Source organism: Olavius algarvensis spirochete endosymbiont (assembly GCA_900608495.1).
Classification (GTDB): Bacteria; Spirochaetota; Spirochaetia; order DSM-2461; family DSM-2461; genus UBA2779.
The window spans coordinates 1-586 of the sequence record UWYT01000085.1 but is presented as its reverse complement, the minus strand read 5'-3'; the positions used below and the strand labels follow the sequence as shown (position 1 = coordinate 586).

Below are 586 nucleotides of genomic sequence, written 5' to 3'. Positions count from 1 at the left end.
TCAGGCTGTGAACTACTCCACGCTCCTCATCTATGCCAATACGCTCAAGCGACTCCCAACGCCGCTCCTTACTGTCGTAAAAGTAGGTATGGAGCGCCTCTAATGCCGCCTCCGACTCATTTAGTCTCTCATCGTATGGAAGAAATATCTCCACGGGAATCGCAAACTTAAGTCCGGCAGGGAGAAATCGATAGGCTCGCGCCCCTCCGGTTACATTCTGACGACCCTCGGGTATCTCATGAGTGCCGGTAAGTCCATAAATGCTAATCTCAATCGGCTCGAGGAGCGCGCCGGGAGGAATGTGCAATCGAAGGCCCCCCTCCTCCAAAACACCACCATTCTCATCAACCAGGGCGGATACCAGAAGTGAATCTTCCTCCTCGTCCTCCTCCCTCGCTGCCTCTACCTTCCCCCCACTCTCCTCAACCAGATTGTCGCCTGGTGCTATCTCCCGCTCCGAAGCAGAATCCTCTGATTCACGCTCTCTCTCCACCTGCCCCGATACTGGGGCCCCGTGAACTTGCCGAGTCGAGGCCTCTCCATCGGCACCTTCGCCCCAAAGAAAGGGTGCAAAGAGCAGCGTCTC

1 protein-coding gene is annotated in these 586 nt (G+C 56.1%); it reads right to left on the bottom strand.

All coding sequences use genetic code 11. The annotated features are described in order from the left end of the window. A partial coding sequence (locus tag S1OALGB6SA_RS01930; protein ID WP_148083998.1) for a hypothetical protein occupies window positions 1-586 on the bottom strand: 586 nt, incomplete at both ends.